The sequence below is a fragment of the Streptomyces sp. HNM0575 genome, from assembly GCF_012726265.1.
GTDB lineage: Bacteria > Actinomycetota > Actinomycetes > Streptomycetales > Streptomycetaceae > Streptomyces.
The window spans coordinates 15,227-37,722 of the sequence record NZ_JAASAG010000003.1; the positions used below are offsets into that span (position 1 = coordinate 15,227).

Sequence of the window (22,496 nt, forward strand, 5' to 3'; positions counted from 1 at the left end):
GCTGGGATGCCTTGTCGGACGAACTCTGGTGGAGATTCGCTCTACGGCCCTGCGTGCCCTCGGCGGCAAGAGGCACAGGTCATGGGGGCGTTGTACCCGTACCTGTTGATCGGCTCGGAGCACAACATGCAGGGGCCGATCTCCCAGACCCGGCAGCCCAACTCGCGTGCAGCGGTGGCGCGTTCGCTGTCGCTGAGTTGCAGTTGCGCGGGCTGGGACGGGGCGCGCAGCAGGGCAGCGGGGACGGCATCGAAGGTGTGGAGACCGACTGCTGCGTGCCGGTCCCGTTTGCGTTTGGCCGGGCTCTGCGGCTTCGTCGGCTCGCCGTAGCGGCAGGAGCCGTCCACCTCATCGCCGGTGAAGACGACCTCGTCGTCGTCCGGCAATTCCTCTTCGCCTTCTGTCTCTTCGTCGTCTTCGCCCCGGATCTGTCGCCACTGTTCGATGTCGCCCGCTGGCGCCCACAGCCGACTCACGCGGCGGGGGTCGTCAATGTTCCGCGCTATCAGGGGGAGGTGGTGGCGCTCGGCGGTGGAGGCGACGAGTTCGTCCAGCACCGCCGGCGGCTGTGGGGGCAGACACAGTGCGGGTAGGGACCACATCGCGTGGCCGCGTCCGCACCAGCTGCCCTTGTTGTCGCTGCGCGGGCAGGGGCGAGGACTGGACCGGGTGCACTTCCACACCTGTAGGCGCCGCACGCCGCCCCTCTCGAGGAGTTGAAGCCGTGGAGAGAGGAGAGCTTTCCACGGCACGTTGTCGACACGCATCCACGGGGCCCGGTCGATGAGTTCCGATTTCGGGTCCGGAGTCACCCAGAGCGAGGTGATGGTGTTCTCCGCCGCGCGGGTGGTGCGGCGCCGGACCGCGCTGGCGCTGATCGGCGAGTACTGCGCCTCCCAGCCGATCTGGGCGCCGTCCGGTCCGGTGACGAGCACATCGTTGACCACTTTGCGCCGTGACTCGCCTGCTTCGACCCGTACGTCGAGTCCGGCCTGGGACGCAGCGCGAGCGATGCGTTCCTTCATCGCCTTGTGCTTGTCACTCTCTTCCGGAGTCGCGAGGTGAGTGATCGGCAGATGCGCGGGCACCAAGCGCATTCCGTCGGGAAAGCGCTGGCGGCGGATGAACATCCACGGAGTCTTCCCCGCCTCCGCGCAGCGGCAGTCGCCGTTGTTGAAGTCCGTGAGACACCGCAGCAGAGTGCGCTCCCGTTCCGCGACCGGCCGAAGGACTTCCTCCATCAGCCCCGGTTGCAGCTCGGGGTGCCCTAGGTCGGGCTGCGTCAACTTGACGATGATTCCGTATCCGGTGTGATACACCGCGTTGGCCATACACCTGACAATCCAACTCCGGCGCTGACTGGAGGAGGACCGCAAGGGGGGCGCACCCCGTCACCATGGGGGCGCAGCGTCTTCGCCGGTGTGACCCTGGAAAGTACGCAGTTGTTCCCCGGTTGCGGGACCCCACAGCCACATCGTTTCAGCGCGCCCGCCATGCCAACGGAGATCGGGGGTGACTCCGCCGCGTCATGGCGCGTGGACTCGCCCGCCCCGTTGATGCCTTGAGCGGAGACGCGAGTTCAGGGAATTCAACTCGTTTCAGCGGACCGTGACACGTTACGACTTGCGTCCAGTACCGTGGGAAGTCGGCACGGAGTTCGGGACGGTACCTGAGCCACCGCCGGTCTTCTTCGAGGCACGGAGCGTCGGATAGCGCCCTCGCCACCGCCTTCTCACCTTCACCCATGACCGCTGAGCTGTCGGCTGCCAGCGGGCCGAAAGGCATTTCCATGACGATTTACGCCCAGCATGCGAACCGCGGAAAGACACAGATCCTCGCAACCTATGAGGGAGAGGCTGGGGTGGTGGCAGCCACGGTTACCAGCCTCGGTGATCCCGCGCTCACAGCTCCGATTGTGGACGCGCTCAACCAGATCTCCGCGCTCGCCACCGTGCCGGTGAGCGTGCACGATCGCCGAGAGCGGCCCGGGGGCTACTACCCGGCGAAACACCTCGCAGCACTCACCGATCGCACCGCACGCGCTGAGCTCCTGAACGGGGCGCACAGCCTTTGGTACGAGTACGCGTGCCTCGAACTCCATCAAGCACTGGCCGACTTGGACACCGCTCTGGCTGCCGTGCCCGAACCCGTCCGCATAGCAGTGGAAGCGGAACTGGAGACCGAGGCACGTCAGTTGCGAGAGGCTCTCGACGAGTTCTCCGAAGACACTCCTCTTCCCGAGCACCAAGACCGGCGTCGCTGGGACTTCGAGGCCCCCTTCGTGACACCTGACGGGAGGACGGACGACGTGCTCAGCAGCGCTACCCGAGAGCAGCTGGACCACATCGAACGGGGGCTCACTGCCCAGGAGCGTGAGAGGGCGGTCGCGGACTTGAGGGTGATTGGCATGGCCTACGCCCAGTGCTCCGGTGAGGCAGAGGCCCGGATACATCACGACTACGGCGAGGGAATCTTCGCCGAACCATACGATTCGGACGGCCTGTTCGTGTCGATTGATGTACCGAAACCCGGAGGCGAAGGCAACACCTCCTGGACCATCGAGGTCGGCCTCTGGGAACCCGACGACCCGGACGAGGAGGAACTGAGCAGCGCGACCGGTGCCACGATCCGCCGATGCGTCCTTCCCACAGCTCCTGGCGTCGATGAACTCGTCGCTTTCCTGAACCGGATCGCAGACCAGCCGGATGTACTGGCCAAGTGGGCCGAGACTCCCATAGGGCAAGCGCTCGCCGGCACAGACTTCGTCGTCACCCAAGGCCGGGAGGAGTGAGCTGACTCGGCGCACGTGATGTGCTCATGAGGCAACGGCAACCCGCTTCGAACTGTGCTTAAGCACCTTGTTGTGTTGCTACGCGGAGCCAGTCGCCACCGGCGACGGCAGGTGCCCAGAAAGCGCCGGCAAACCGCCGAGCACCGTGCTCGACGCGGTCACGCGCGGGTACGGTCGTCACGTCATGAGCGTGGGAATCGGGCCTGCTGACGGGGATGGAGACGGAAGACCGTGCACGAAGCCGAGACGCTGAGCGGCGACGCCTCGCTGGTGCTGCCGGAGTTCGACGCCCCGCCCGCCGATCCGCTTGTCCTGCTCGGGGAATGGCTGGACGGCGCGGCCCGGCGCGGGGTCCGTGAGCCGTATGCCGCGGTTCTCGCCACGGCTGACGCCGACGGGCACCCGTCGACCCGCGTGTTGCTGGTCAAGGAGTTCGACGGCCGCGGGCTGATCTTCGCCGGCTCCCGCGGCAGCCGTAAGGGCCTCGAACTGGCCGCCAGGCCACGGGCGTCGATGACGTTCTACTGGCGGGAGACGCTTCAGCAGCTCACCCTCGCCGGCCCCGTCGAGCTTCTCGCGGCCGAGGACTCGGACCGGATCTTCGCCGCGCGCCCGCCCGCCGCCCGTGCCGCCTCCGCGACGTCACTTCAGAGCCGGCCGCTGGAGGACGAGGCAGCCCTCAGAGAGCGGGCCGTCGCCCTGCTGGAGAGCCCGGACGAGATCCGGCGCCCGCAGGACTGGACGGGCTGTCGACTGGTGCCGGAGAGCATCGAGTTCTGGCACGGGAGCCCCGACCGCCTGCACCGGCGCCTGCGCTACGACCGCACGGACGCCACGGAATGGACAGCACGACGTCTACAGCCCTGAGGACCGACACATGACCGACGAGACCATCCGTGCCGAACGTCTGCTGCACGCCCAGGCCCAGGCCGCAGAGCTCTTCGGCGAGATAGCGGAGAGGGGCCTGGTCGCCCCGGGCGAGGCCGAGCAGGCGGTCAGCGACCGCGTCCGCGACCTGGCGAACGAGCTGTTCGGCCCCACACGCCACTGGCACAAGCGGATCGTCCGCTCAGGCCCCAACACCCTCCAGCCGTACAAGGAGAACCCGCCGGACCGGGTCATCGGCCAGGACGACATCGCCTTCGCCGACTTCGGCCCCATCTTCGAGGAGTGGGAGGCCGACTTCGGGCGGACCTTCGTCCTCGGCGACGACCCCGTCAAGCACCGGCTGCGCGACGATCTGCCCGAGGTGTTCGCCGCCGGACGTGACGCCTTCGAGGCCGATCCGGACATCACCGGCGCCCGTCTGCACGCCCACGTCGCGCGGCTGGCCGCCGGGCGTGGCTGGGAGCTGGGCGGCTGGCACGCCGGACACCCGGTCGGCGAGTTCCCGCACGAGAAGATCGACGGCGCCGACATCGAGTCGTACATCGCGCCCGGGAACGACACCCCGCTACGGCGGCCGGACCGGGCCGGACGGGTCTGCCACTGGATCCTGGAAGTCCATCTGATCGACCGGGAGCGCGGATTCGGCGGCTTCTACGAGGAGCTTCTCGACCTGCGCTGAACCGCTTGCCGTGCGCTGCATGCGCTACAGAGGCGGTCCGTCGCCGGGCTGCTCCTGGTGGGAGTAGCGCTGTTCCTTCCACGGGTCGGCGAGGTTGTGGTAGCCGCGTTCCTCCCAGAATCCGCGGCGGTCCGCGGTCATGTACTCGATGGCGCGAAGCCACTTGGGGCTCTTGTAGCCGAAGAGTTGGGGCACGACCAGGCGCAGCGGGAAGCCGTGCTCGGCGGTGAGCAGTTCACCGTCGTGGTGCGTGGCCAGGACCGTCCGGTCGGCGGCGAAGTCGGCGAGGCGGAGGTTGGCTGCGAAGCCGTACTCCGCCCACGCCATCACGTGCGTGACCTCCGGCGCCGGCGGCACCAGTTCCAGGACGACCCTGGCGGGGATGCCGAACCACTCGTGGCCGGTCGAGGTGACTCCGGTCGCGCAGTGCAGATCGGCGACGACCGTGACGTGCGGCAGGCCGGGCAGGTCGTCGAAGGACCACAGGGACTCCTCGCCGGACGCCGTGGCCCCGTGGATCCGCAGGTTCCAGCGGTTTGGCCGGAACTTGGGAACGGGACCGTAGTGCGAGACGGGCCATCCCCGTACGTGGCGCTGACCGGGAGGAAGACGCCGGGGCGTGCCCGGTGCGGCAGCGGGCGGGCCGGGCCGGTCGCCTGCCATGGTCTGACCCCTCCTCAGTGTGGACCTGGGTTGCAGGGTAGGTGCCCGGTCCCGGGACCGCCGGGGGAGGGCGTGCTCTGAGACCTCCGTCGACCACGTCCATGGGTTGTGGGTTGCGCGTTGCGGACGGGGCACGGGTCGCGGTCGCGCGCGGGGTGCGGTGGGCTGTGCCGGGCGTGAGCAGCGGGCTGCCGGTGCTCGCCGACGCGACCGCCAGGCGCAGGCCCTGCCCTTGCCCGCCTCTGCCAGGAGTTCCCGGGCCGGAGCGGGTATCTGCGGTGGCCGCTCTGGACTGCGATCGCGCGACAGGCACATGCTGGGGCATGCTGCTTCGCCAGTTGGAATACCTGGTCGCGCTCGCCCGTGAACGGCACTTCGCGCGTGCCGCCGAGGCGTGCTTCGTCTCCCAGCCGGCGCTGTCGGCGGGCATACGGAAGCTGGAGAGCGACCTGGACGTGCCGATCGTCCAGCACGGTGCCCGCTTCGAAGGACTGACCCCTGAAGGAGAGCGGGTCCTGCTCTGGGCGCACCGCATCCTCCGCGAGCGAGACGCGATGCAGCAGGATCTGACAGCCATGCGAGGCCGGCTGACCGGGACTCTGCGCCTGGGCGTCATTCCCACCGCCTCATCCGTAGCGTCCCTGCTCACCACGCCGTTCTGCGAGCAGCATCCGCACGCCAACGTCCGGCTGGAATCGCTGTCTTCGCGCGACATCATGCACCGGCTCACCGAGTTCGAGATCGACGCGGCACTCACTTATCTCGACGACGACGCCTTGCAGGGCGTCCGCAAGATCCCGCTGTACGAGGAGCGGTATCTGCTGCTCACGCCGGCGGACGGACCTCTGGCCGCACAGGAGAAGGTGCGCTGGGCGCAGGTCGCCGGCGTTCCGCTGTGCCTGCTCGACCCGCAGATGCGCAACCGCCGCATCCTGGACGGACTCTTCGCGGCCGACGGGGCCTCGGCCTCGCCCGCCATCGAAGCCGACACGGTCGCCGACCTGTACGCACATCTCGCATCCGGCCGCTGGTCGAGCGTGATCTCCCATGCCTGGCTGCACATGTTCGGCATCCCGGCCGGCATGCGGGTCGTCCGCCTGAGCCTGGACGACACCGGCCAAGGCCCCCGCGTCGGCCTCGTCCTCACCGAGCACGAGCGCGAGTCGGCCATCGTGCGTGCCCTGCTCGAAGTGGCCAGGGGAGCCGGGCTGCGTGATGCGCTGGATGCCCTGCTGGACGCCCATCTGGACTCATAACCCGCCGTTATCCGCGGATTGAAAGTTTTGCTTTGCCCCCCGGCGCCGGCGGCGGGGACCGTGTCGACCATCCCGCACACCCCCTCGACGACGAGGAGCCGTGACATGGCCAAGGTTCTCTGTGTGCTATACGACGACCCGACCGACGGATACCCGGCCTCCTACGCCCGGGACGACCTGCCCCGTATCGACCGCTATCCCGACGGCCAGACCACGCCCACTCCGCAGGGGATCGACTTCACCCCGGACCACCTGCTGGGCAGTGTCTCGGGTGAACTGGGGCTGCGTTCCTTCCTGGAGAGCCGCGGCCACACCCTGGTGGTGACGTCCGACAAGGACGGCGCGGATTCGGAGTTCGACCGCGAACTCGTCGATGCGGACGTGGTGATCTCCCAGCCGTTCTGGCCCGCGTATCTGACGGCCGAGCGCATCGCCAAGGCCCCGAATCTCAAGCTCGCCGTCACCGCGGGCATCGGCTCGGACCATGTCGACCTCGACGCGGCGATCGAGCACGGCGTCACCGTCGCCGAGGTCACCTTCTCCAACAGCATCAGCGTCGCCGAGCACGTGGTGATGATGATCCTCTCCCTGGTGCGCAACTATCTGCCCTCGCACCAGGTCGTCCTGGACGGCGGCTGGAACATCGCCGACTGCGTCCAGCGCGCCTACGACCTGGAGGGGATGCATGTCGGCACGGTCGCCGCGGGCCGTATCGGGCTGGCGGTGCTGCGCAGGCTGGCGCCCTTCGACGTCAAGCTGCACTACACCGACCGTCACCGGCTGCCGGCCGAGGTGGAGGAGGAGCTGGGCCTGACGTTCCACGCATCGGCGGAGGAGATGGCGCCGCGGTGCGATGTGGTGACCATCAACGCTCCGCTGCATCCGGAGACGGAGGGGCTCTTCGGTGACGAGTTGCTGGGCAGCATGAAGCGCGGTGCGTATCTGATCAACACCGCTCGCGGGAAGATCGCCGACCGGGATGCCGTGGTCCGTGCCCTGCGCAGTGGCCAGTTGGCGGGTTACGCGGGTGATGTGTGGTTCCCGCAGCCGGCGCCGCCGGATCATCCGTGGCGGACGATGCCCCACCACGGGATGACGCCGCACATCTCCGGCTCGACTCTGTCGGCTCAGGCGCGTTACGCCGCCGGAACGCGGGAGATCCTCGAGGCCTGGCTGGGCGGGACACCGATCCGCGAGGAGTACCTCATCACGGACGGCAGCGGACTGGCCGGGGCAGGAGCACACTCCTACTCCGTCAACGCGGGCAACAAGTGACACGTAGTCACTAGGGAGCCGGACAGTCTCTTGGCCGGACCCGGCCGGCCGTCCGGGCCGGGTCCGGCCACACCGTCATCGAGGGAGACGCACATGCTGAGCAAGCAGGAAGCCGCCGAAGCCGTACGCCAGGCCAAGGTGAAGACGGGGGTCACGTGGGAGCAACTGGCAGAAGCCGTCGGCAAACCGCTCGCCTGGACCACGGCCGCACTGCTCGGTCAGCACCCGATGGGCAAGGACGAGGCGGCCACAGCGGCGGCACTGCTCGAACTCGGCGCCGACGCGGCACTCGCCTTCCAGCTCCAGCCAACCCGGGGCGCCCTGGACGCGGCGGTCCCCGTGGACCCCACGATCTACCGGCTCTACGAGGTCGTCCAGGTCTACGGGCCGACCATCAAGGAGCTGATCCACGAGCAGTGCGGCGACGGCATCATGAGCGCGATCAACTTCCGGCTCGACGTCCAGCGCGTTCCCGACCCGGCGGGCGACCGGGTCGTGATCACCCTCGACGGTAAGTACCTTCCGTACCAGTGGGACTGAGCGCGACCCGGGCGGGGCGATTCAGCGCCGAGCGGCCCGGGTGCGGTCGAGTGCCGCCAGCCGGTAGGCGTCCATCACGCTGATCGCGTATACGAAGACGCCGCCCGCGTATGTGCCGAGGAACGAGCGGTCCGGGGCGGCGAGATGGGCCGTGATGATGCCGAGCAGCAGGATGTAGAAGACGAACGTCAGCCCGCGGAACGGCCGCCCGATCACCACGTGACCGACGCCGGGCAGCACCGCCGCCGTCAGCAGGACCAGCATCGGCGTGTGCACGAGCCGGCCGAGGGCGCGAGTCAGCACGTTCATGGTGTACGCACCGCCTCATGGGTACGGACGGCGGCGGCAATTGCGTCGCACCGGGCGGTGAGGTGGGTCTCCGCGAGCACCGGCGCGCCGAGATCCGTCCGCCGTCCCACCCGGTACGGCCCGGGGTCCGCCTCTCCGAGGCGGTACACGACGCGGGCGCCGCGAGAGGAGACCGTGACCTCCTTGGTCGACTCCTCTTCCAGCAGTGCCGTCAGCGGACCGAGCACGTGTCCGGCGTCAGCGTCCTGTGACGTGGACGCGGCACGCGCGTGCTCGGGGCACCCCGCGGGCAGCGGCAGTTGGTGCGGGTACTCGCGGTTCCGGGAGAAGAACTCGTTGCCCACCGGCCGCAGCAGCACCGAGACCGGTTCCGGTACGTCCAGGTCGGCGTAGCACGTCACGCACAGCCAGAGCACCGGCAGCTTCCGGAACGTGAGCGAGTCGACGAGCGGTTCCAGCCGCCACCTGTGAGCGTCACGCCGGCCGGTGAGGACGGGGAAGCCGACGTCGTCCTGGGTCACTTCGGCGTCCGTGAACAGGGGCGCGACGTCACGGAACAGCTCGCCGCGAGCACCCCGTACCCGCGCGCGCTTGCGCAGGTGCAGCGCCGCGCCCGCCGCCGCGGTGAGCACGGCGGCGAGCGCGAACGTCAGCAGGTGCGCGTCCATCAGTAGCCACGCGGTCGCGGCAGGGGCGCCGTGAACTGCGCGTCCTTGTCCACGTGCTTGAACCTGCGCAACACGAACCACACGGACGCCAGCAGGTAGAACGCCAGGATGGACAGCAGCGCGACGCCGTACCCGAGGTACGTGGCGAAGAACACCAGCCCGACGAGGAGGATCAGCGTCACCGCCGGCACCGGATGGAACGGCAGCGTGTACTGCCGCGGGACCGAGCCGAGCGGCCAGAGCTTCCTGAACCGGATGAAGTTCGGCCCCATGAACGCGTACATGAGCAGTCCGGACAGGATCGAGAACGTGATGACCGTGGACAGCAGGGTCGGCTTGTTCAGCATGATCGGCAGGATCGCGAACGCGATCGCGATGGGCACGAGGAAGACGATCGAGCGGAACGGCGTGCGGTACCGCGGGTGCACGGCGCCGAACCACTCCGGCAGGTACCGGTCGCGGCCCATCGAGAACCAGGCGCGCGACGCGTCGTTGATGCAGCCGTTCGCGGACGCGAGCGTCGCGAACAGCGTGCCGAACATCAGCAGCAGCATCAGCACGCCGTTGCCCGTCACACGCGCGGCGTCGAACAGCGGCGTGATCGCGGTGCCGAGGTACTGCCAAGGCAGAAGTCCCGCGCACACGTACCAGGTGAGCGTCGCGGCGATGATCAGCGTCATCATGCCCGCCATGCTGCCGAGCGGGATCGAGCGCGGCGCGGACCTGCACTCCTCCGCCGCCTGCGCCGTGCCCTCGATGCCGAGGTAGAACCACATCCCGAACTGGCACGCCGCCACCACGCCGATCCAGCCGTAGGGAAGCCCGTTGGCGATGTGGCCCGACAGCCCCTCCAGCGCCATCGTGCCGGACGGGTTCCAGGCCGCGATGCCTACGAACAGCGCGATGACGGTGAGGAACGCGAAGCCGGTGATCAGGAAGTTCACCGACAGCGTCACGAACACGCCCCGGTAGTTCAGCCACGCCAGCCCGAGGATCGCGAGCACCGCGAACGGGTACGCGCTCAACTCCTGGCCGCTTCCGAGCACTTCCGCCATGGTGGTGAGCAGATAGCCCAGCACGTTGGCGTTCGCGGCCTCCAGCATCGTGTACGCGAGCGTCAGGTACAGCCCGACGTTGAACGCCATCAGCGGGCCGATGGTGTGCTTCGCCTGCGCGTACTGGCCGCCGGCGGCGGGGATGGCGGAGGTGATCTCGGAGTTGATCATCACGATGGACGTGTAGAGCAGGCCGACGACCCAGCACGCCACGAGCGCGCCGTACATGCCGCCCTTCTCCACCGAGAAGTTCCAGCCCATGAACTCGCCGACCAGCACGATGCCGACGCCGAGGCCCCATATGTGGATCGGCGAGAGGACCCGGCGGAGCTGGAGGTGGTCGGTGTTCTCCGTGGCCCGCTCGACGGCGGGCTCGGCGGCTTCGGTGCTCATCCTCCCGCCCCCTCACCCGACAGCTCGTCGATGTCCTCCACCGTGCTGGTGAGGAAGTCCTCGCTGTGCTTGCGGCCCGTGCGCACCAGGTCGGCGACGAGCCACACCGCGATGATCGCGCTGAGGACCCAGGCACCGGACTCGAGCAGAGTGGTCGTACTCATCAACCCACCCCCCTCTTCCCGAATTTGTGATCGATGACCTCGCGGTACTCCTTGAACGACACCCGGTAGACGAAGGCCAGGTAGCCGACGAGCAGCAGCACGGTCGCCAGCAGCGTCAGCGGCTCGATCGGGTACTTGTCCTCGGACGGCGCGTTGTCCGCGACCTGTTGGTTGGCGGTCTTCTTGTCGACCAGCCCTTCGTGGACCATGCTCCGGTACTGCCGCTTCTCGTCCGCGGAGATCGGCAACTCGTGGATCTGCCTGGTCTGCCGGGCGGACGAGCCCGCGTCCTCGGCTGTGGTGCGCTCCACGATCCAGGTGGTCGCGAAGAGCGTGACGAAGAGCAGGACGAGCAGCAGGGCGATGTCGGCGAACTGGCTGCGTCCCGACTGCCGTACGCGTGCGCCGCTCATGAGCTCACCCTCTTCCGGCGTCGCAGGTCGAGGTTGCGCAGGTCCTCGCCGTAGATGGCGACACGGTGCTCCCTGTACCTGCGGACGAGCGCCACCATGGACGCCGTGTTGAACGCGCCGAGCACGGTCATCGCCACGGCGAGCACGACGCGCAGCGCTCCGCCGGGCGCGATCGTCACGACGGTGGCGAAGGTGAAGACCAGGACAAGCCACATGGCACAGGTGAACGTGACGGCACTGGCGATGTCACGCTTCAACATCGCTTCGACTCGTGGGTCAGGATCAGACATCGTCGTCTTCCTTCCTCTGGCCCCCCGCGGTCAGAACAGCGTCAGGTACCTCCTGATCTCCCAGTCGCTGACATCGGCGTGGTACTCGAGGAACTCGCGCCGCTTCACGTCCGCGTAGTAGTCGACGAAGTCGCCGGAACGCACCTTTCCGAGCGCGTCGCGGAGCACCTTGTCCGCGGTCAGCTCCTCCACGGCGTCGGCGAGTGTGGTCGGCAGCCGCTGGATGCCGCGTGCCGCGACCTCCTCCGCGGACAGTGCGAACAGGTCGTCGTTCACCGACTCGCCCGGGTCGAGTCCCCTCTCGACCCCGTCGAGGCCCGCGGCCAGCAGCCCGGCGAAGGCGAGGTACGGGTTGGCGGAGCCGTCCACACCGCGGTGCTCCATGCGCCCGCCCTCGGGGACCCGCAGCATCACCGTGCGGTTGTTACCGCCGTACGCGTTGTAGGCGGGCGCCCACGTGGAGCCGGACTTGGGGGCGCCGACACCGATTCGCTTGTAGGAGTTGACCGTCGGGCAGATCAGCCCCGCCATCGCGGGCCCGTGCTCGATCAGCCCGCCCATGAACTGGTAGGCGCGCTCGCTCAGTCCGAGGCCGCGCTGGTCGTGTTCGGTCTCGAACAGCGGGTTGTCGGCGGTGTCCCACACGCTCAGGTGCGTGTGCATGCCGTTTCCGGTGTTCCACGAGAACGGCTTCGGCATGAACGTCGCCGCCATGCCCGCCTCGTGCGCGACCGTGTGCACCATGTACCGGAAGAAGATCGCACGGTCCGCGGTGGTCAGTGCGTCCGCGTACTCGAAGTTCTGCTCGAACTGCCCGGCGCCGTCCTCGTGGTCGTTGGTGTAGTTGGACCAGCCGAGCCGGTTCATGTAGGTGGAGATCGTGGACAGGTGGTCCCACATGCGGGACAGTCCCTTGGCCTCGTAGCACGGCTTCTCCGCGCCGTCGAGCTCGTCGGCGACCGTGATGCCGCCGTCGGGCGTGCGCCGTACGAGGTTGTACTCGACCTCCACACCGGTCTTCAGCACCCAGCCGCGTTCCTCGCGCAGCCTGTCGAGCTGCCGCTTGAGTATCACGCGCGGGGCATACGGCCAGGGCTCGCCCTCCACATGCGGGTCGCAGTGCAGCACCGCGACCTCGGGTTTCCACGGAAGCCGCGTGTAGGACGAGGGGTCCGGCATGGCGACCAGGTCGGGGTCGGCGGGCGTCTGCCCGATGTCGCCGACGGCGAACCCGGCGAAACCGGCGCCGCCGTCGAGCAGTTGCTCCGCCGCGGAGGCCGGTACCGCCTTCGCGCACGGCTTGCCGTGCATGTCGACGAACATCGCGAGGAAGAACTCGATCCCGTCCTTCTCGGCTTGCTCGAGCATGCTGTCGCGTTCAGCTGCCACTTTGAGTCTCCTTACCAGCCGCTCTTGGGATGTCCCGGGATCCAGTCGGTTCCTGCGAGCGGTACCTGCGCCATCGCCGCCGCCTCCAGGGTGAGCGCCACGAGGTCCTCGGGTTCGAGGTTGTGCACGCTCGACTTCCCGGTGGCCCGCGCCAGCGTCGTGACCTCCATGGTCAGCGCCTTCAGGTAGTTGACGACCCGCTGCGCGCCCCACTCGGGGTCGAGCCGCGACTCCAGCTCGGGGTCCTGGGTGGCGATGCCGACGGGGCAGCGCCCTGTGTGCATGCGGTCGCAGTGCCCCGGGGAGGCACCGATCGCCGCGTAGTCGGCAGTAGCGTCGTGCTCCTTGCCGTCTCTGAAATACGTGCGCGAGTTGCAGCCGAGCGCGACGAGCGGCGCGACGCCGACGGACACCGCGGTGGCGCCTAGTGCCAGCGCCTTGGCCACGTCCGCGCCGGTGCGGATGCCGCCGGAGACGACGAGTTGCACCTCGTCCTCCTTGCCGACCTCGCGCAGCGCCTCGGCCGCCTGCCGGACCGCGGGCAGCGTCGGGATGCCGGCGTGTTCGAGGAAGACGTCCTGCGTCGCGCCCGTACCGCCCTGCATCCCGTCGACCACGACGACGTCGGCGCCGGCCGCGACGGCGAGCTTGACGTCGTTGGCGACCCTGGTGGCGCCGAGCTTGACGTAGATCGGCTTCTCCCACGCCGTCGCCTCGCGCAACTCCTCCAGCTTGATGCGCAGATCGTCCGGGCCCACCCAGTCGGGATGCCGGCTCGCGGAACGCTGGTCGATGCCGGCGGGCAGCGTACGCATGCCGGCGACCCGGTCGCTCACCTTCTGCCCGAGCAGCATGCCGCCCCCGCCGGGCTTGGCGCCCTGGCCGATGACGACCTCGATGGCGTCGGCGGCGCGGACGTCCGCCGGGTTGAACCCGTACCTGGACGGCAGGCACTGGTAGACGAGCGTCTTCGACGCCTTGCGCTCCTCCGGCGTCATGCCGCCGTCGCCGGTCGTCGTCGAGGTGCCCACGGTGGTCGCGGCGCGGCCGAGCGCCTCCTTGGCGTTCGCGGACAGCGCGCCGAAGCTCATGCCGGCGATGGTGACCGGGATGGCCAGCTCCAGCGGCTTGCTCGCGTACCGGCTGCCGAGCACGGTCGTGGTGTCGCAGCGCTCGCGGTAGCCCTCAAGCGGGTAGCGCGACGCGGACGCGGTGAGGAAGACGAGGTCGTCGAAGCCCGGGACGGCGCGCTTGGCGCCCCAGCCGCGGATCTCGTACCTGCCCTCGGTCGCCATCAGGTGGATGTCCCTGATCACGTCCGGCGGGTAGGTGCGGCTGGTGCGTATGCCTTCCGGCGCGCCTTCGTCCATCAGTAGCTCTGTCCCTTCAGCGCGTCGAAGTTGTACAGCTGCTTCGCCGAGGCGACCCTCGTGACGTTCTGCGGGTCGACGTGGTCGAAGCCGGCGGTCTTCAGCAGCCGCTCGACGACGCGCACGTCGTCCTCGGTGAGGTCCTCGACCCGGGCGTCCGACCCGAGGGAGGCGACGCTGCCGGCGACGTAGATGACCGTCTCGTACAGCGAGTCGCCCAGCGCGTGACCTGCGTTCCCGCCGACCAGGACGGTGCCGGCCTGCGCCATGAAACCGCTCATGTGCCCGACGTCGCCGCCGACCACGATCGTGCCGCCCTTCAGCGAGATCCCCGCCCGGGAGGACGCGTCGCCCTCGATGACGAGCAGCCCGCCGTGGCTGGAGGCGCCCGCGCACTCCGAGGCGTTGCCGCGCACCCGGACCGTGCCGCTCATCAGGTTCTCCGCGACCGACCAGCCGACGAAGCCGTCCACGGTGATGTCGGGGCCGTCGCCCAGCCCTCCGAGGTAGTAGCCGGCGTTGCCGTCGACGCGTACGTCGATCCTGTTGGTGAGGCCGACGGCGAGGTTGTGCCGCCCCCAGGGCTCCGTGACGTGCACGACGGAGCCCTCGGGCAGCTCGCCGAGCGCGCGGTTGATCTCCCTCGTGGACAGCTCGCGGCAGTCCAGGGTCAGGGCTTCGGTCACCGCCGCCATACGTGGATCTCCTCCGGCATCGGCTCGAACACGGTCGCGTTCCCGACGTCCGGCAGCGATCCCAGCGCGTGGAACTCCGAACCGAACGCCACGTAGTCGTCGTTCTCCGCCACCACCGCGGGCTTGCAGGCGAACGAGTCGCGCACGACCGCGAATTCGGTCGCCGTCGAGACGAGCAGCGTGTAGAAGCCGTCAAGCTCCTTGAGCACCATCTTGAGCGCGTCCTCGAGGTCCGCGCCGCGGCTCATCTGGAGGGCGATGAACCGCGCGCACACCTCGGAGTCGTTCGCGGTCGTGCACCCGATGCCCTCGCGTTCCAACTTCCTTCGCACGGTGGCGTAGTTGGAGAACGTCCCGTTGTGTACGAGCGCGAGGTCGGAGGCGACGGCGAACGGATGCGAGCCGTCCGTCGTCACGGCGGACTCGGTCGCCATCCTGGTGTGCCCGACGGCCTGGTACGCGGGGCGCTCGGCGATGCCGTACCGGTCGCAGATCGACCGGGGCGACCCGACGTCCTTGAAGACCTCGATCGCGGTGCCGAATCCGACGACCACGGCGTCCATCTCCGCTGCGGTGACCGCCGCTTGAACGGCGTCCTCGTCACCGGCGGAGACGAACGTCGCGCCGTCCGGCCGCACCGACTCGACGAGCACGTCGGAGCCGAGTTCCGCGCCGGCCCTCCGCGCGACGTCGACGGCGTCGGCATGCTCCGGCAGCCGCACCGAGTACCGCTGCCGGCCGGCCGTGAGCGGGTCGGTGTAGAGAGCGAGCCCGGCGGAGTCCGGCCCGCGCGTGGTCATGCACTCCAGCATGGACGCGAGTTGCGCCCCCAGTGGCTGGTGTCCCGAGTCGTTCTTCAGATGGAGACCGACGATCCCACACATGCGGATCGCTCCCCTCAACATAGGACGGACGGCGCCCGCGCATCGCTGAACGGTCTAAGGTACGAACCACGAACCATTGGCATGGGACACCGCGGCCGGTCCGGAGTCAAGGGTTGTGACGCGGAGAGCGGTCCTTGCTCTTGGGGTCCTGTAGGACGATCACGCGGAGCTGTTCCCTGGTGCGTTCGATGTGAGCGGCCATCAGACGGGCCGCTTCCTGGGGGTCCTTCTCCCTGACCGCCTCGTAGATCTCCCTGTGGTCCCGGACGGACTCGGCGATCGGCTCGACGTACTCCAGCAGGTCGTGGGGGCTGAAGAGTTCGCCGCGCACCTGGTCGATGCCGGTCTGGAGCCTGGTGTTCCGCGCGGCCCTGGCGACGGCCGAGTGGAACTGCGAGTCGGACAGCCGGAAGACCGCGCGGCTCTCCGCATTGTCCATCGTGTCTATGGCGTTCCGCAGCTGGTTCAGGTCGTTCCGGTCGCGGCGCTGTGCGGCCAGCCGTGCCGTGTGCTGCTCCAGCGCGATCCTGAAGTCGATGATCTCGTCGACCTCGCCGCGCTGCTGGCGAAGATGCTCGCGCCATTCGCTGAACGGGCGGGACAGCTCGGTGACGAACGTGCCGCCCCGTGCCCCTCGGCGCACGATCACATAGCCGCGTTCCTCAAGCGACTTGATGGCGGCGCGAAGACTGGCACGTGCTACGCCGAGCTCCTCCGCGAGCTCGCGCTCCGGTGGCAGGCGGTCGCCGGGGCCGAGTTCGCCGCGATGAATCATCCCTCTGATGTGCTCGGCGACGCCCTCGGTCAGCTTCATGGAAGTCGGCTGCCGTTCCACCTGGACCCCTCCGTCCCCCTCGGCCTGATCGTCTCCATCAGGCCCTGGACCGACAGACTAAGCCTCGTGCAATAGGCTCCCTCTGACCACCTGGGAGGAGGGGGACGTTGTCGCCGACCCCGCTGGAAGCCGCGCTGGAGAAGGTGATCGCGCAGCGCGTGCGCGAGTTCCGCTCCGGCCTGGGCTGGAGCGTCGCGCACCTGGCGGAACTCAGCGGGCTCTCCAAGAGCATGCTCTCCAAGATCGAGAATGCGAAGTCGTCGGCCAGCCTCAATACGCTCGCCAGGCTCAGCTCCGCGCTCAACGTCCCGGTCACCGCGTTCTTCCGCGGGCTCGACGAGGAGCACGACGTGATCCACATCAAGGCGGGCCGCGGTCTCGACATCGAGCACCGCGGATCGCGGCAGGGATCGCGCTACCAGCTGCTCGGCCGGATGCGGCACCCCTACGACATCCTGGAGCCGGTCCAGGTGACGGTCACCAGACCCACCGAGGTGTTCCCGCTGTTCCAGCACGGCGGCACCGAACTGATCCTCATGCAGGGCGGGATCATGGGTTATTCCGTCGGCGACGACACGTACGTACTGGAGCCCGGCGACTCGCTCCAGTTCGCGGGTGACGTGCCGCACGGGCCGGTCGAACTCCGCGAGCTCCCGGTCGAGTTCGTCACGGTGAAGGCCATCCCCACATCCGGTTGACCGGGCCCACGTCCGGCCCCACGACCGGCCCCACGTCCGGCCGGCCGGACGGGAGCGGCAGCGGAAAAGCACGGGAATCTGTTCACCACCAGTAGACGGCGTTTCCTCTCAGGCATACCCTCGTCCAACCATGAGGGGTTACTCAGCCTGGCGGCTCTTCCGGAACGGCCTGACTCACCGCGAGTGGCCTGCGGCTTGGCGAGCGCACGAGCTCAGGCCGAGCTATGACGTCGTGATCATCGGGGGCGGGGTGCACGGGCTGGCCACGGCCTACTACCTCGCCGTCAACCACGGCATCCGCAACGTCGCGGTGCTCGACAAGAGTTACATCGGCAGTGGCGGATCCGGCCGCAACACCGCGATCATCCGCTCCAACTACCTCACGCCCGAAGGCGTTGCGTTCTACGACCGGTCGCTGCGCCTGTACCAGCAGTTGTCCGCGACGCTGAACTTCAACGTGATGTTCTCCCAGCGCGGCCACATGACGCTGGCGCACAACGACACGTCGCTGCGCACCATGACGTGGCGTGCCGAGGTCAACAAGCTCCAGGACATCGACTCGAAGGTGATCGGCCCGGACGGGGTCAAGCGCCGAGTGCCGTATCTCGACGTCTCGGACGGCGCGCGGTATCCGATCCTCGGCGCGCTCTACCATCCGCCCGGAGGGATCATCAGGCACGACGCCGTCGTGTGGGGCTATGCGCGGGGCGCCGACGCCGCAGGCGTGCACATCCACCAGGAGACCGAGGTCACCGGCATCGAGACGGCCGGCGGCAAGGTGACCGGGGTGCGCACCAACCGCGGCACGATCGCCACCGGCACCGTCGTCAACAGCACGGCGGGCTGGGCGAGCACGGTCTCCGACATGGCCGGCGTGGCGATGCCCGTCCAGACGTTCCCGCTCCAGGCGGCCGTCACCGAGCCGGTGCGCCCGTTCCTCGGGACGGTCATCGTCTCCGGCTCGCTCCACGTGTACGTCAGCCAGACCGACCGCGGTGAGCTGGTGTTCGGCGCGAGCGTCGACCCGTTCGCGTCGTACTCGACCCGCGGGTCGCTCGAGTTCATCGAGGGGCTCGCCGGGCACGTGCTCGAACTGATGCCGTCGCTCGCGAAGATGAGGCTGCTGAGACAGTGGGCCGGGCTCTGCGACATGACGCCGGACTACAGCCCGATCATGGGCTTCACACCGGTCGAGGGCTTCCTCGTCGACGTCGGCTGGGGCACCTACGGGTTCAAGGCGGGTCCGGTGAGCGGCGAGGCGATCGCCGAGTGCATCGCGACGTCCCGCACACCGCAGATCATCGGATCGTTCGGCCTGGAACGCTTCGCGAAGGGCGACCTGGTCGGCGAAAAGGGCGCTGCGGCGGTGGGTCACTGATGATGCTCCTGCCCTGTCCCTGGTGCGGACCGCGCAACGTCTCGGAGTTCACGTACGGCGGCGAGCGCACACCGCGTCCCGACCCGGCGACGGCCACTCCGGCCGAGTGGCGCGACTACCTCTACACCCGGCGCAACACCCGGGGTTGGACGGCCGAGACCTGGTACCACGGCAACGGCTGCCGACAGCACGTCGTCATCGAGCGGCACACCCTGACGAACGAGACCCGGAGCACCTCATGAGCCGACTCGGCAGGCAGCCCGGCGAGCAGATCGACCGCGAATCCCGCCTCTCCTTCACCTGGAACGGCGCCCGCCTGGAGGCCTACGAGGGCGACACGATCGCCTCCGCTCTCGCGGCGTCCGGCGTGCGCCTGATCTCCCGCAGCTTCAAGTACCACCGGCCGCGCGGGCTGCTCACCGCGGACTTCCTCGACCCGGGCTGCGTCGTGCAGGCCGGCGACGAGCCGAACGTCCGCGGCGGCCACCGCCTCGTCACCGACGGGATGCGGGTGAGCTCGCAGAACACCTGGCCGTCGCTGAAGTTCGACGTCAAGGCGGCCAACCGGTTCGCCGGCAGGTTCCTGACCGCCGGCTTCTACTACAAGACCTTCATCAAGCCGCAGCGGCTGTGGCCCGCGTACGAGCGCGTGCTCCAGAGGTTCGTCAACGCCGGCGAGGTCAGTCCGGACACCGAGCACGAGTACTACGACAAGAGGTACGCGCACCCGGACGTGCTGATCGCGGGCGGCGGTCCCGCCGGGCTCGCCGCCGCGGTCTCGGCCGCCGAGGACGGCGCGCGCGTCCTGCTCGTGGAGGAGGAGCACCGGCTGGGCGGGCACCTGCGATGGGGCGGCCGGGAGCAGCTCGACCGGCTCGCCCGACTCCGCCGCCAGATCGCCGAGTTCGACTCGATCGAGGTGATGACCGACGCCACCGTGCTCGGCAGGTACGACGACAACTGGGTCTCGGTCGTGCAGCGCACGGTGCCCGGCGGTGCGCTCGTCCCGACCGAGCGGCTGGTGAAGGCACGCGCCAAGGCGCTCGTCGTCGCCGCGGGCCTGATCGAGCGTCCGTACGTCTTCCAGGGCAACGACCTGCCCGGCGTGATGCTGTCCACGGGCGTACGCAGGCTGATCAACCTGTACGCGGTGAAGCCCGGGCGGCGTGCCGTCGTGCTCACCGCCAACGACGAGGGCGACGCCGCCGCCGAAGACCTCCGCAGGGCCGGTGTCGACGTCGTGCACGTCGAGGACGCCCGCAGCGGCGGGGACATCGTCCGCGCGCACGGCCGCGGCGGGCTGCGCTCCGTCGACCTGGCCGGCGGCGGCAGCGTCGACTGCGACCTGCTGGTCACCGCGACGGGCTGGACCACGCCCACGTCGCTGCTGAACATGGCGGGCGACCGTCCCCAATACGACGCGTCCGCGGCGCGGTTCGTGCCGCAGACCGATGCGCTGCCCGACGGCGTCCTGGCCACGGGAGGCATCGTCGGCGACGGCAACCCCGAGGAGCTGGCGGCCCACGGCGCCGCCGTCGGGCGCGCGGCGGCACGGCAGGCGCGTGCGTTCATGCAGGGCTTCGCGAACGTGCCGACCCGCCCGGACGACGCGTCCCAATTGCCGCCGCCCGGCGACCCGGTGGCGCTCCCGGCGCTCCGGCCCGCCCCGCACCGGGGGATGTTCCTGTCGAAGACGCACGGCTTCGTCGACTTCTCCGAGGACGTCACCACCAAGGACATCAAGCAGGCGGTGGCCGAGGGTTACGACTCGATCGAGCTCGCCAAGCGCTACACCACGGCCACCATGGGCACCATGCAGGGCAAGCTCGAGCTGATGAACACCATCGCCGCGCACGCCCACGTGACCGGGAGCTCCATCGCCGCGACGGGCACGACGACATGGCGGCCCCCGTACGCTCCGGTGAGTCTCGGCGCGCTCGCCGGGCGGGTCTTCGAGCCGGTGCGTCATTCGCCGATGCACGAGTGGCACGAGGAGCACGGGGGCGTGCCGCTGGTCGCCGGCGCATGGATCCGCCCCGACCACTACGGCGATGCCCAGGCCGAGGCGCGCAACGTGCGGGAGAGCGTCGGCGTCATCGACGTCACGCCGATCGGCAAGCTCGACCTGCGCGGTCCCGACGTGCCGAAGCTGCTGGAGCAGCTGTACGTGAACAAGTGGCAGAAGCTCGGCCTGGGGCGTGTGCGGTACGGCGTGATGTGCGCGGAGGACGGCGTCATCCTCGACGACGGGGTCACGGGCCGGCTCGGCGAGGAGCACTACCTGATGAGCACCACCTCCTCGGGTGCTGCGGGCGTCTGGGAGTGGGTCGAGAACTGGCTACAGACCGAGCACCCCGACTGGAGGGTGCACGTCACGCCGGTCACGACCGCGTACGCGAGCATGAACCTCGCCGGTCCCAGGAGCCGCGAGCTGCTGGAACGGCTGGTCGACGACGTCGACCTGTCCACCGAGGCGTTTCCCTACATGCGGGTGCGCACCGGCACCGTCGCCGGCGTGCCGGACTGCGTGTTCTGGCGGATCGGCTTCACCGGCGAGCTCAGCTACGAGCTGCACGTGCCCGCGTCGTACGGACTGCACGTGTGGGAGCAGCTGTTCGCCTACGGCGAGGACCTCGGCATCCGGCCGTTCGGCGTGGAGGCGCAGCGCATCCTGCGCCTGGAGAAGGGGCACTTCATCGTCGGGCAGGACACCGACGGGCTCACCAAGGGCTACAGCGCCGGGCTGGACTGGGCGATCAAGCTCGACAAGGCGGACTTCGCGGGCATGCCCGAGCTGCGCTGGCAGGCGGAGGGCGGCGACTACCCGAAGCTCGTACCGGTGCAGCCCGTCGACCCGGCGGTGGTGCCGGAGGAGGCGTCGCAGATCGTCGAGGGCAGCCGGATCGTCGGCCGCATCACCTCCAGCCGGATGTCGCCGACGCTGCGGCGCTCGATCTGCCTCGCGCAGGTGGAGTCGCGGCTCGCCGAACCCGGCACGCAGTTCACGGTCCTCCTGCCGGACGGCAAGCGCATCGCCGCCCGCGTACACGAAGACCACGCCCACGTCGATCCCGGAGGAGAGAGGCAACGTGTCTGACGCGAAGGCCACGGCGTACGCCGGACCGGCACCCCTGGCGCGCAGCCCGATCCGCGCCCAACACACCGCCGGGGACGGCACGCTGACCCTCACCGACCAGTCGGCGACCGGCAAGCTGCTGGTGCGCGCGCCGGTCGACGGCCCGATGGCGGAGGCCCTGGGCACCAGATTCGGCCGCGCGGGCCGCGAGATCGGCGACGATGCGCTCGTCGTCGGCTCGGGGCCCGGCGAGTGGCTGGTCATCGCACCGCGCGAGGAGCTGCCGAAGTTCACCGCGTGGCTGGAGCAGCGGGGCGAGGCCGGCCCCGGACCCGTATCCGTGGTGGACGTCAGCCACGGCCGGGCCATGATGCGGCTCACCGGGCGCACCGCCGCCGACGTGCTGGCGAAGCTGTGCGCCGTTGACCTGAGCGATGTGGTCGTGCCCGACGGCGGCGCGTTCCGCAGCTCGGTGGCGCGGGTCGCGACCGACGTCGTCCGCGACGACTCAGGTGGCCCCGGTGCGGGTGACTCCGGTGCCGGTGATCCCGGTGCGGGCGACCCAGGTACGGGTGATCCCGGTGCCGGTGACCGGCCCTCGTACGTGCTGCACTGCGAGCGGTCGTCCGGGCAGTACCTGTGGGACGCGGTCGTGGACGCCGGCCGCGAACACGGCGTCACCGTCGCCCCATGAGCCGGCCCTGAGCACGGTTCTCCGCCGCTCCTCCGTGTCCCTCCTCTACTCCTCCGTCTCCCTCTCTCCCCCCCCGTTGCCTCAGCTGCCTCT

Annotated in this window: 24 protein-coding genes; 11 read left to right on the plus strand and 13 right to left on the minus strand. The window is 69.3% G+C overall.

Annotated features, from left to right (window positions below; all coding sequences use genetic code 11):
* Positions 1–41: 41 nt before the first annotated feature.
* On the minus strand, positions 42–1,331 hold the full coding sequence (locus HCC61_RS08080) for a hypothetical protein (RefSeq protein ID WP_169134622.1): 1,290 nt from the start codon (positions 1,329–1,331) through the stop codon (positions 42–44).
* Positions 1,332–1,744: 413 nt separating this feature from the next.
* Here HCC61_RS08080 and HCC61_RS08085 point away from each other — a divergent pair, with 413 nt between their 5' ends.
* The 3 genes from HCC61_RS08085 to HCC61_RS08095 all read left to right on the plus strand — a co-directional run bounded on the left by HCC61_RS08085 (position 1,745) and on the right by HCC61_RS08095 (position 4,358).
* Positions 1,745–2,791 (plus strand): hypothetical protein, encoded by a 1,047-nt coding sequence (locus tag HCC61_RS08085; protein WP_240968710.1) that lies wholly within the window; start codon positions 1,745–1,747, stop codon positions 2,789–2,791.
* 231 nt (positions 2,792–3,022) lie between these two features.
* The gene (phzG, locus tag HCC61_RS08090; RefSeq protein ID WP_169134623.1) at positions 3,023–3,658 is read left to right on the plus strand and encodes a phenazine biosynthesis FMN-dependent oxidase PhzG; all 636 of its coding nucleotides are present in this window, start codon (positions 3,023–3,025) and stop codon (positions 3,656–3,658) included.
* A gap of 10 nt (positions 3,659–3,668) precedes the next feature.
* Positions 3,669–4,358 (plus strand): M24 family metallopeptidase, encoded by a 690-nt coding sequence (locus HCC61_RS08095; RefSeq protein ID WP_169134624.1) that lies wholly within the window; start codon positions 3,669–3,671, stop codon positions 4,356–4,358.
* 24 nt (positions 4,359–4,382) lie between these two features.
* Here the strand turns inward: HCC61_RS08095 and HCC61_RS08100 are convergent, their stop codons facing one another.
* On the minus strand, positions 4,383–5,021 hold the full coding sequence (locus tag HCC61_RS08100; RefSeq protein ID WP_169134625.1) for a molybdopterin-dependent oxidoreductase: 639 nt from the start codon (positions 5,019–5,021) through the stop codon (positions 4,383–4,385).
* Between the two features lie 323 nt (positions 5,022–5,344).
* Here HCC61_RS08100 and HCC61_RS08105 point away from each other — a divergent pair, with 323 nt between their 5' ends.
* From HCC61_RS08105 to cynS, 3 genes are all read left to right on the plus strand, one after another.
* Positions 5,345–6,277, plus strand: coding sequence for a LysR family transcriptional regulator (locus tag HCC61_RS08105; protein ID WP_169134626.1), 933 nt, complete (start codon positions 5,345–5,347; stop codon positions 6,275–6,277).
* Between the two features lie 105 nt (positions 6,278–6,382).
* Positions 6,383–7,552: an NAD-dependent formate dehydrogenase gene (locus HCC61_RS08110; protein WP_169134627.1), complete on the plus strand. Its 1,170-nt coding sequence runs from the start codon at positions 6,383–6,385 to the stop codon at positions 7,550–7,552.
* A gap of 93 nt (positions 7,553–7,645) precedes the next feature.
* Positions 7,646–8,092 (plus strand): cyanase, encoded by a 447-nt coding sequence (cynS, locus tag HCC61_RS08115; RefSeq protein ID WP_169134628.1) that lies wholly within the window; start codon positions 7,646–7,648, stop codon positions 8,090–8,092.
* Between the two features lie 21 nt (positions 8,093–8,113).
* On the opposite strand, the gene HCC61_RS08120 is transcribed toward cynS, so the two are convergent.
* The 11 genes from HCC61_RS08120 to HCC61_RS08170 form a co-directional block, all read right to left on the minus strand.
* Positions 8,114–8,401 carry a hypothetical protein gene (locus HCC61_RS08120; protein ID WP_169134629.1) on the minus strand — a complete coding sequence of 96 codons (288 nt, stop codon included), beginning with the start codon at positions 8,399–8,401 and terminating at the stop codon, positions 8,114–8,116.
* Complete coding sequence (locus HCC61_RS08125; RefSeq protein WP_169134630.1) at positions 8,398–9,069, minus strand: hypothetical protein; 672 nt, start codon at positions 9,067–9,069, stop codon at positions 8,398–8,400. The genes HCC61_RS08120 and HCC61_RS08125 overlap by 4 nt, the downstream gene beginning before the upstream one ends.
* The gene (locus HCC61_RS08130; protein WP_169134631.1) at positions 9,069–10,517 is read right to left on the minus strand and encodes an amino acid permease; all 1,449 of its coding nucleotides are present in this window, start codon (positions 10,515–10,517) and stop codon (positions 9,069–9,071) included. Before HCC61_RS08130 ends, HCC61_RS08125 begins: the two co-directional genes overlap by 1 nt.
* Positions 10,514–10,681 (minus strand): hypothetical protein, encoded by a 168-nt coding sequence (locus tag HCC61_RS08135; RefSeq protein ID WP_169134632.1) that lies wholly within the window; start codon positions 10,679–10,681, stop codon positions 10,514–10,516. The genes HCC61_RS08130 and HCC61_RS08135 overlap by 4 nt, the downstream gene beginning before the upstream one ends.
* A complete protein-coding gene (locus HCC61_RS08140) occupies positions 10,681–11,094 on the minus strand; it encodes a hypothetical protein (RefSeq protein ID WP_169134633.1) in 414 nt (137 codons plus the stop codon). Before HCC61_RS08140 ends, HCC61_RS08135 begins: the two co-directional genes overlap by 1 nt.
* Entirely contained in the window at positions 11,091–11,384 is a 294-nt protein-coding gene (locus HCC61_RS08145) for a hypothetical protein (protein ID WP_169134634.1), read from the minus strand. Before HCC61_RS08145 ends, HCC61_RS08140 begins: the two co-directional genes overlap by 4 nt.
* A gap of 30 nt (positions 11,385–11,414) precedes the next feature.
* On the minus strand, positions 11,415–12,773 hold the full coding sequence (gene glnT, locus HCC61_RS08150) for a type III glutamate--ammonia ligase (RefSeq protein WP_346777087.1): 1,359 nt from the start codon (positions 12,771–12,773) through the stop codon (positions 11,415–11,417).
* 11 nt (positions 12,774–12,784) lie between these two features.
* Positions 12,785–14,143 (minus strand): FMN-binding glutamate synthase family protein, encoded by a 1,359-nt coding sequence (locus tag HCC61_RS08155; RefSeq protein WP_169134635.1) that lies wholly within the window; start codon positions 14,141–14,143, stop codon positions 12,785–12,787.
* Positions 14,143–14,838, minus strand: a complete 696-nt coding sequence (locus HCC61_RS08160) for a glutamate synthase (RefSeq protein WP_169134636.1) — start codon at positions 14,836–14,838, stop codon at positions 14,143–14,145. The genes HCC61_RS08155 and HCC61_RS08160 overlap by 1 nt, the downstream gene beginning before the upstream one ends.
* Complete coding sequence (locus HCC61_RS08165) at positions 14,826–15,722, minus strand: glutamine amidotransferase (protein WP_169134637.1); 897 nt, start codon at positions 15,720–15,722, stop codon at positions 14,826–14,828. The genes HCC61_RS08160 and HCC61_RS08165 overlap by 13 nt, the downstream gene beginning before the upstream one ends.
* Positions 15,723–15,828: 106 nt before the next feature.
* Positions 15,829–16,536, minus strand: a complete 708-nt coding sequence (locus HCC61_RS08170) for a FadR/GntR family transcriptional regulator (protein ID WP_169134638.1) — start codon at positions 16,534–16,536, stop codon at positions 15,829–15,831.
* 128 nt (positions 16,537–16,664) lie between these two features.
* Here HCC61_RS08170 and HCC61_RS08175 point away from each other — a divergent pair, with 128 nt between their 5' ends.
* From HCC61_RS08175 to HCC61_RS08195, 5 genes are all read left to right on the plus strand, one after another.
* Positions 16,665–17,255 carry an XRE family transcriptional regulator gene (locus HCC61_RS08175; RefSeq protein ID WP_169134639.1) on the plus strand — a complete coding sequence of 197 codons (591 nt, stop codon included), beginning with the start codon at positions 16,665–16,667 and terminating at the stop codon, positions 17,253–17,255.
* Positions 17,256–17,385: 130 nt separating this feature from the next.
* A complete protein-coding gene (locus HCC61_RS08180; RefSeq protein WP_169134640.1) occupies positions 17,386–18,633 on the plus strand; it encodes an FAD-dependent oxidoreductase in 1,248 nt (415 codons plus the stop codon).
* The gene (locus HCC61_RS08185; protein ID WP_169134641.1) at positions 18,633–18,875 is read left to right on the plus strand and encodes a sarcosine oxidase subunit delta; all 243 of its coding nucleotides are present in this window, start codon (positions 18,633–18,635) and stop codon (positions 18,873–18,875) included. Before HCC61_RS08180 ends, HCC61_RS08185 begins: the two co-directional genes overlap by 1 nt.
* Complete coding sequence (locus tag HCC61_RS08190) at positions 18,872–21,730, plus strand: 2Fe-2S iron-sulfur cluster-binding protein (RefSeq protein WP_169134642.1); 2,859 nt, start codon at positions 18,872–18,874, stop codon at positions 21,728–21,730. The genes HCC61_RS08185 and HCC61_RS08190 overlap by 4 nt, the downstream gene beginning before the upstream one ends.
* Complete coding sequence (locus HCC61_RS08195; protein ID WP_169134643.1) at positions 21,723–22,403, plus strand: hypothetical protein; 681 nt, start codon at positions 21,723–21,725, stop codon at positions 22,401–22,403. The genes HCC61_RS08190 and HCC61_RS08195 overlap by 8 nt, the downstream gene beginning before the upstream one ends.
* Positions 22,404–22,496: the final 93 nt, after the last annotated feature.